This is a genomic window from Kribbella sp. (genome assembly GCF_035687465.1).
Taxonomy (GTDB): Bacteria; Actinomycetota; Actinomycetes; order Propionibacteriales; family Kribbellaceae; genus Kribbella.
Genome location: NZ_DASRXP010000527.1, coordinates 1 through 5,417, shown reverse-complemented (window position 1 = coordinate 5,417; position 5,417 = coordinate 1). Strand labels below are relative to the sequence as shown.

Below are 5,417 nucleotides of genomic sequence, written 5' to 3'. Positions count from 1 at the left end.
TCGTCCCGCTGGTGACGAGGCGGGTGTCGTGTCCCAGCTCGGGAAGGACCCGCCGGACCGCCATGTCGACGCGATCAGGACCCCAGACGCCGCGCAGGGCGTCGATTCGCTGGGAGGTCATCGACGGGTCAGCGGACGGCTCATTCAGGATCAGGTCAAAGAGCGGCTCTTCCAGGATGTCGAAGGAATCCCGATCGAAGAGCCGTGTGGTGTCGGCAACCTGATCCAGATTGAGCACCATGCAGTACTCGCCGTAGTACCGGACTCCGGTCCCACCGAGCGCTACCGCACCGAAGTAGGTGGTCTGTCCGAGCTTCAGGGTCTTGTCGACCCGCTCGCGGGCTTCGGATGGTTCCGGCGCTTTGCCGCCGATCCGCGGTCTGTCGTAGAGGTTCAGATACTGGTTGGTCGCGAACACCACCAGCAACGAGACCGCGGTGATATTCACGACCACTCGGAGGCCGGTCTCCGAGTCTTCCAGTGACCTGCGGACGATCTTCTCGTTGCCGCCGGAGAAACCGACGTCGATGCGATCGGCAACCCAGCGCTTGACCCGCTCCGACCACGGAGCGTCGCAGAAGTACGTCTGGTCGAAGCCAGACGGGAACAAATCAGCCATCCGAACCGAAGCCCCCCTCGGCGAATCCACCCCTGGATGCGGTTGATGATCCATGGCTGTCCGGATTGCGGCAAGGTGTCGCGCTGCGTGACTTTTCCACCGGAGGGTGGGGGTCCAGGGTTGCTCGGCACCGGGGCCGGAAATGCCAGAGAGCGTGACTCCCCGGTCCTTGCGCCGTGCAGGGCGGCGGGCCGGGGATCACGCTCTCGCGGCATCAGGCCCGCGGGCAGATGCGGCTACCCCGCCTTGCGTGGCGGGTCGTTCAGGGCATCCCGGCCGGCTGGAGCAGGGGCTGGGAGGTGACCCAGCCGGCCGGGAAGAGGGGTGGTCAGCGCAGCGGGTTGAAAGGCGCCAGTTCGGCCGGCGGACGGCCGGTGGTGATGGTTTCGGCCAGGAGCTGTCCGGTGATCGGGCCGAGAGTGATGCCCCACATGCCGTGGCCGCCGGCCGCGAAGACGCGGGGGGACGAGGTGGCGCCGATCAGCGGCAGGCCGTCCGGGGTGCACGGGCGCGGGCCTACCCACTCGAAGGTGCGGGCGTCCAGGTCTGCGTCCCGCAGCAGCGGCCGGGCCGCCTCCACGATCGCGTCGATCCGGCGCGGGTCCAGCTTGGCGTCGGGCTTGCGGAACTCCATCATTCCGGCGACCCGGAGCCGGTCGCCCATCGGCGTACAGGCGATCCGCTGGGCCGGGAAGTAGACCGGGCCGGCCGGTACGTGCGCGATCGGCACGCTGAAGCTGTAGCCGCGACCGGCCTGGACGACGGTCTTCACGCCGAACCGGCGGGCCAGATCCCCGAGCCACGCGCCCGTGGCCATCACGACCGCGTCGTACGGCTCGCTCTCGCCGTCGGCGGTGACGATGCGAACGCCGCGGATCTCGTCGACCACGTCGGAGACGTTCGAGTTCGCGATGATCCGGCCGCCGCGGGCGACGACCGAGTCGGCCAGCATCTTCACGTACTCGCCCGGGTTGATGAAGCGCTGACCGTGCAGCCGGATCGCAGCGCCGATCTCGTCGGACAGCGACGGCTCGATCTCGCGGGCGTCGTCGCCGCTGATCGCCTCGAACTCGATGCCCTGGCCGGCCGCGTGGATGTGCTCGATCTCGTCCAGCAGGACCGACCGCTCGGTCTCGGTCCGGTAGGCGGCCAGGAACGACTTCGCCTCGTAGGTCTCCGCCTCGACGCCGGCCTTGGCCAGCAGGTCGAACGCGGACAGGGCCTGGCGGTTGATCGGGACCAGCGACTCCATCGCGGTCTTCCAGCGTCCGGCGGTGCTGTTGCGAGCGAAGCGGGTCAGGAAGCTGAGCAACCGCGGGCTCGCCGTCGGCGGTACGTAGACCGGCGAGGAGGGGCTCAGCACCGCGCGGACGCCGTATTTGAGGACGGCCGGTTCCGGCAGCGGGGTGGCGAGGCCGGGGGTGAGCCATCCGGCGTTGCCCCAGGACGCTCCGGCGGCGACGCCCTCGCGATCCAGCACGGTGACCTCGATCCCGGCTTCCTGGAGGAACCAGGCAGTGGAGAGGCCGACCATGCCGGCGCCGACGACGGCGACCCGGTCGGGAACGATGTGAGTGCCCTGGGCTGAAGAACCAACTGCGACCATGTATCGATGGTCCGTCCCCGCCGGACCGCTGTCATGGTGCGATCGCACCACTGATGCATGGAATGACGGTGGTGAGAGCACAATAACCTCATGATCACTGCGCCTGACCTGGTCGTTGCCGTCGGACCGGCCCTGTTCGAGATCGTCGTCACCGGCAGCGCCGACAGCGAAGTACGCGATGTCTTCCTCGCTGATCCGCAGGAGCCTGCCACAGGTGGGCCCGGCGATCTGGTCCTCGGCCTAGGGCTGCGGAACGCCGAGGAGGCTGTCGAGCTGGTCGAGCGCTGTGCTGCCGGCAACGCTTCAGGCGTCGTACTGCGAACCGGGCTCGCGCAGGATCCGGCCGTAGTGGCCACAGCCGAGCGGTGGCTCCTTACTCTGGTCGCGCTCCAGCCGAGCGTCACCTGGGCACACGTGGTCTGGCTGCTGCGCGGGGTGATCGACCGCGCGGCCGCACCCGACTCCCCCGCAGCCGGTGATGCTGGGGTGCACCAGGAGCTGTTTGCTCTGGCAGACGCGGCTGCGGCGATCGTGGACGCGCCGGTGACGATCGAGGACAACCAGTCGCGAGTCCTGGCGTACTCCTCTCAACATGACGTCGACGACACAGATCCGACGCGGGTGTCGACGATCGTCGGTCGCCGGGTGCCCGCCGAGGTGATCGCGCACTTCCGGGCTCGGGGGATCTTCCGGCGGCTCGCGCGCTCGAGTGAACCGTTCCTGGTGCCTGACGGGCCGAACGGCATTCGCCCGCGACTCGTAGTACCGGTTCGGGCTGGTGGTGAGTGGCTGGGGTCCATCTGGGCGGTGGTAGACGGGCCAGTTAGTGCGGAGGTGACTGCAGAGCTGAGCAATGCGGCGTCTGCTTTGGCACTGCACCTTCTGCGGCTCCGGGCTCAGGCAGACGTCGCGCGGCGCAGTGCGATCGACCGGCTGCGGACTGTCTTGCGCCAGTTCTCCCCCGACACCCCCGTGGATGTACGGCTGCCGTCGCCTCCGTGGCGGGTGGTCGCGCTTGGTTCGCCTGCCGGGTACGACGTACCGCAGGAGCTGGATCTGTGGGAGGCGAATGGTCGCCGGAACGGGTGGAGCGAGCCGCTGCTGGCCGATCTCGACGGGACTGTGCTTGCGGTGGTGTCGGACGCTGACGGGCCCGGGTCGTGGCGCTGGTTGCGCAAGCTGGTCACGGACCTCGCCAAGGACTCCCCTGGTACTACGGCCGCGGCCGGCGGGCGTGCACATGGTCCGGCGGATCTCCCGAGCTCCCGGGCGGAGGCGGTCGAGCTACTGGGGCTGGTACGCCGGGGAGTGGCTCCGGGGCCGGCGCTACGCGTGGACCAGGCGTGGCACGTGCTGACTGTGCACCGGGCGGTGACGTCGCTGGACACGACCAAGCTGGATGGGCCGCTGGCTACGTTGTTGCGGCACGATATTGAGCACGACACCGGGTTCGTGGACACGTTGCAGGCGTGGCTGAACTATCCGGGGCAGCCGCAGCAGGCGGCCAAGCAGTTACATCTGCACACGAACACCCTGCGGCACCGGATGAAGCGGATCGGCGAGATCGCCACGCTGGATCTCACCGACCCGAAGGAAAGACTGGCCCTCCAACTCCAGATAGCCGCCGTCCGCACAGAACACTGACCTGCACGGGGGCGGGTCATCTGATGGCGCTGGGGTTGAGACGTTCGCCACACCGCTAGGAAACAAGGCTTCATATTCCGGCAATGGTTGGGCAACATCCGGCTGGAAAGGTAGACCTCAGAAACACCAAGGACTGTCCCAGCTTTTCACCAGGAAGCTGGGGCAACCCGTCCGAGCTTTTCACCAGGATGCTCGGGCTTTGTGGGCCCGGCGGTTGTCTGAGCGACCGCCGGGCCCCATATATTTCCCGGCCCTGGCGCCAGGACAGCTAGCCGAGCCGGTTGACGATGGCGGCGAAGACTCCTGGCAGTGCAGCGGCCGCGGGGACGATGCGGGGAGCGAGCAACGATCTGTTGCGGGCCCAGAGCAACGAGCCGGTGAGGAACCTGCACTCCCACGACACTCGGCGCCAGGCTGCTTCATAAGCCGCGGGATCGTCCCGCTCGACACAGCGGACCAGCTCCGCCGAGGTCCGCAGCGCGACCGCGATCCCCTCGCCCGTCAGCGCGTCAACGTAGCCCGCGGCGTCTCCGACCAGAAGCACCCGGCCCGCGACGCGTCCCCGGACCCGTTGCCGCAACGGCCCGGCTCCAAGCACCGTCCCAGCTGGCACCGCACCCGCTAATCGCCGCTGCAACGCGGGAAAAGCGGCGAGATGAGAGTCGAAGGACCCTCGCTCGGACGTCAGCACGGCCACGCCGACCAGATCGTCCGCCACCGGCGTCACGTAAGCCTCGCCCAGCGGCGACCAGTAGACCTCGACCAGTTCACTCCACGGAGCAACGGAGTAGTGCCTCCGGAGCCCACGCCGCACCTCCACGGCCGCAGGGGTCGGGAGTCCGATCCGGCTGCGTGCCTCACCAGCTGCCGGTCCCAGGCGGGCGAGCGGGCCTAGGCTGCGGAGCGCGCCGAGGTGAGGCTGGCCGGTGAGGCCGAGGCTGCGGCGGATTGGTGAGTGCAGGCCGTCGGCGGCTGCCAGGTAGCGGGCGGTGATGCCGGCGGCTGTTACCGAGGTGAGGTCCTGTGTGATGACCGAGACCCGGTCGCGCAGTACGGGGACTCCAAGCGACGCCAACCGGTTGTGCAAGGACTCTTGAAGAGTGGTTCGGCGGACCCCCAAGCCCGGCCCCACCCGAAAGCGGGCGTCGACGCAGTGACCGGCATCCAGGTACCGGATGCCATGAAAGGGCCGCCCGGCCGGAGACACCCCCAAGCGCTGAAGATAATCCACCGCGCTTCCGGCGATCCCCTCGCCACAAGCCTTGTCCTGCGGCACCTCTCGAGGCTCGACCACGATTACCTCCAGCCCCGCCAGAGCCGCCCGGATGGCCGTCGCCGCACCTGCCGGCCCGCCTCCGGCGACCAGCAGGTCGATCACTTCGCCAGCGCGGTGTCCAGAGCCGCCTCCTCCGCGCGGATCCGAACCGCCAGCAGCGGGATGTTCAGCAACGTGAAGACGGCCGCCGTCACCCAGGCCGTATGAACCAGCGGCAACGCGATCCCCTCCGCGATCACCGCGACATAGTTCGGATGCCGCAGCCACCGATA

Annotated in this window: 5 protein-coding genes; 1 reads left to right on the top strand and 4 read right to left on the bottom strand. The window is 68.6% G+C overall.

Annotated elements, in window-relative coordinates; translation table 11 throughout:
* Positions 1-619 (bottom strand): hypothetical protein (locus tag VFG33_RS27945; RefSeq protein ID WP_325055951.1); only part of this gene is annotated, 619 nt, incomplete at its 3' end.
* Positions 620-947: 328 nt separating this feature from the next.
* Positions 948-2,225: an NAD(P)/FAD-dependent oxidoreductase gene (locus tag VFG33_RS27940; RefSeq protein ID WP_325055950.1), complete on the bottom strand. Its 1,278-nt coding sequence runs from the start codon at positions 2,223-2,225 to the stop codon at positions 948-950.
* Positions 2,226-2,315: 90 nt separating this feature from the next.
* Between VFG33_RS27940 and VFG33_RS27935 the strand changes: the two genes are divergently transcribed.
* Positions 2,316-3,869 (top strand): helix-turn-helix domain-containing protein, encoded by a 1,554-nt coding sequence (locus VFG33_RS27935; protein ID WP_325055949.1) that lies wholly within the window; start codon positions 2,316-2,318, stop codon positions 3,867-3,869.
* A 268-nt stretch (positions 3,870-4,137) separates the two neighbouring features.
* Here VFG33_RS27935 and VFG33_RS27930 read toward each other — a convergent pair whose 3' ends face one another.
* Together VFG33_RS27930 and VFG33_RS27925 are read right to left on the bottom strand one after the other, a co-directional pair.
* Positions 4,138-5,247: an NAD(P)/FAD-dependent oxidoreductase gene (locus VFG33_RS27930; protein ID WP_325055948.1), complete on the bottom strand. Its 1,110-nt coding sequence runs from the start codon at positions 5,245-5,247 to the stop codon at positions 4,138-4,140.
* On the bottom strand, positions 5,244-5,408 hold the full coding sequence (locus VFG33_RS27925; RefSeq protein WP_325055952.1) for an isoprenylcysteine carboxylmethyltransferase family protein: 165 nt from the start codon (positions 5,406-5,408) through the stop codon (positions 5,244-5,246). The genes VFG33_RS27930 and VFG33_RS27925 overlap by 4 nt, the downstream gene beginning before the upstream one ends.
* Positions 5,409-5,417: the final 9 nt, after the last annotated feature.

Bases quoted from the DNA above. Each gene is read 5' to 3' on its own strand.
- VFG33_RS27940 (WP_325055950.1), bottom strand. From the start codon at position 2,225: ATGGTCGCAGTTGGTTCTTCAGCCCAGGGCACTCACATCGTTCCCGAC.
- VFG33_RS27935 (WP_325055949.1), top strand. From the start codon at position 2,316: ATGATCACTGCGCCTGACCTGGTCGTTGCCGTCGGACCGGCCCTGTTC.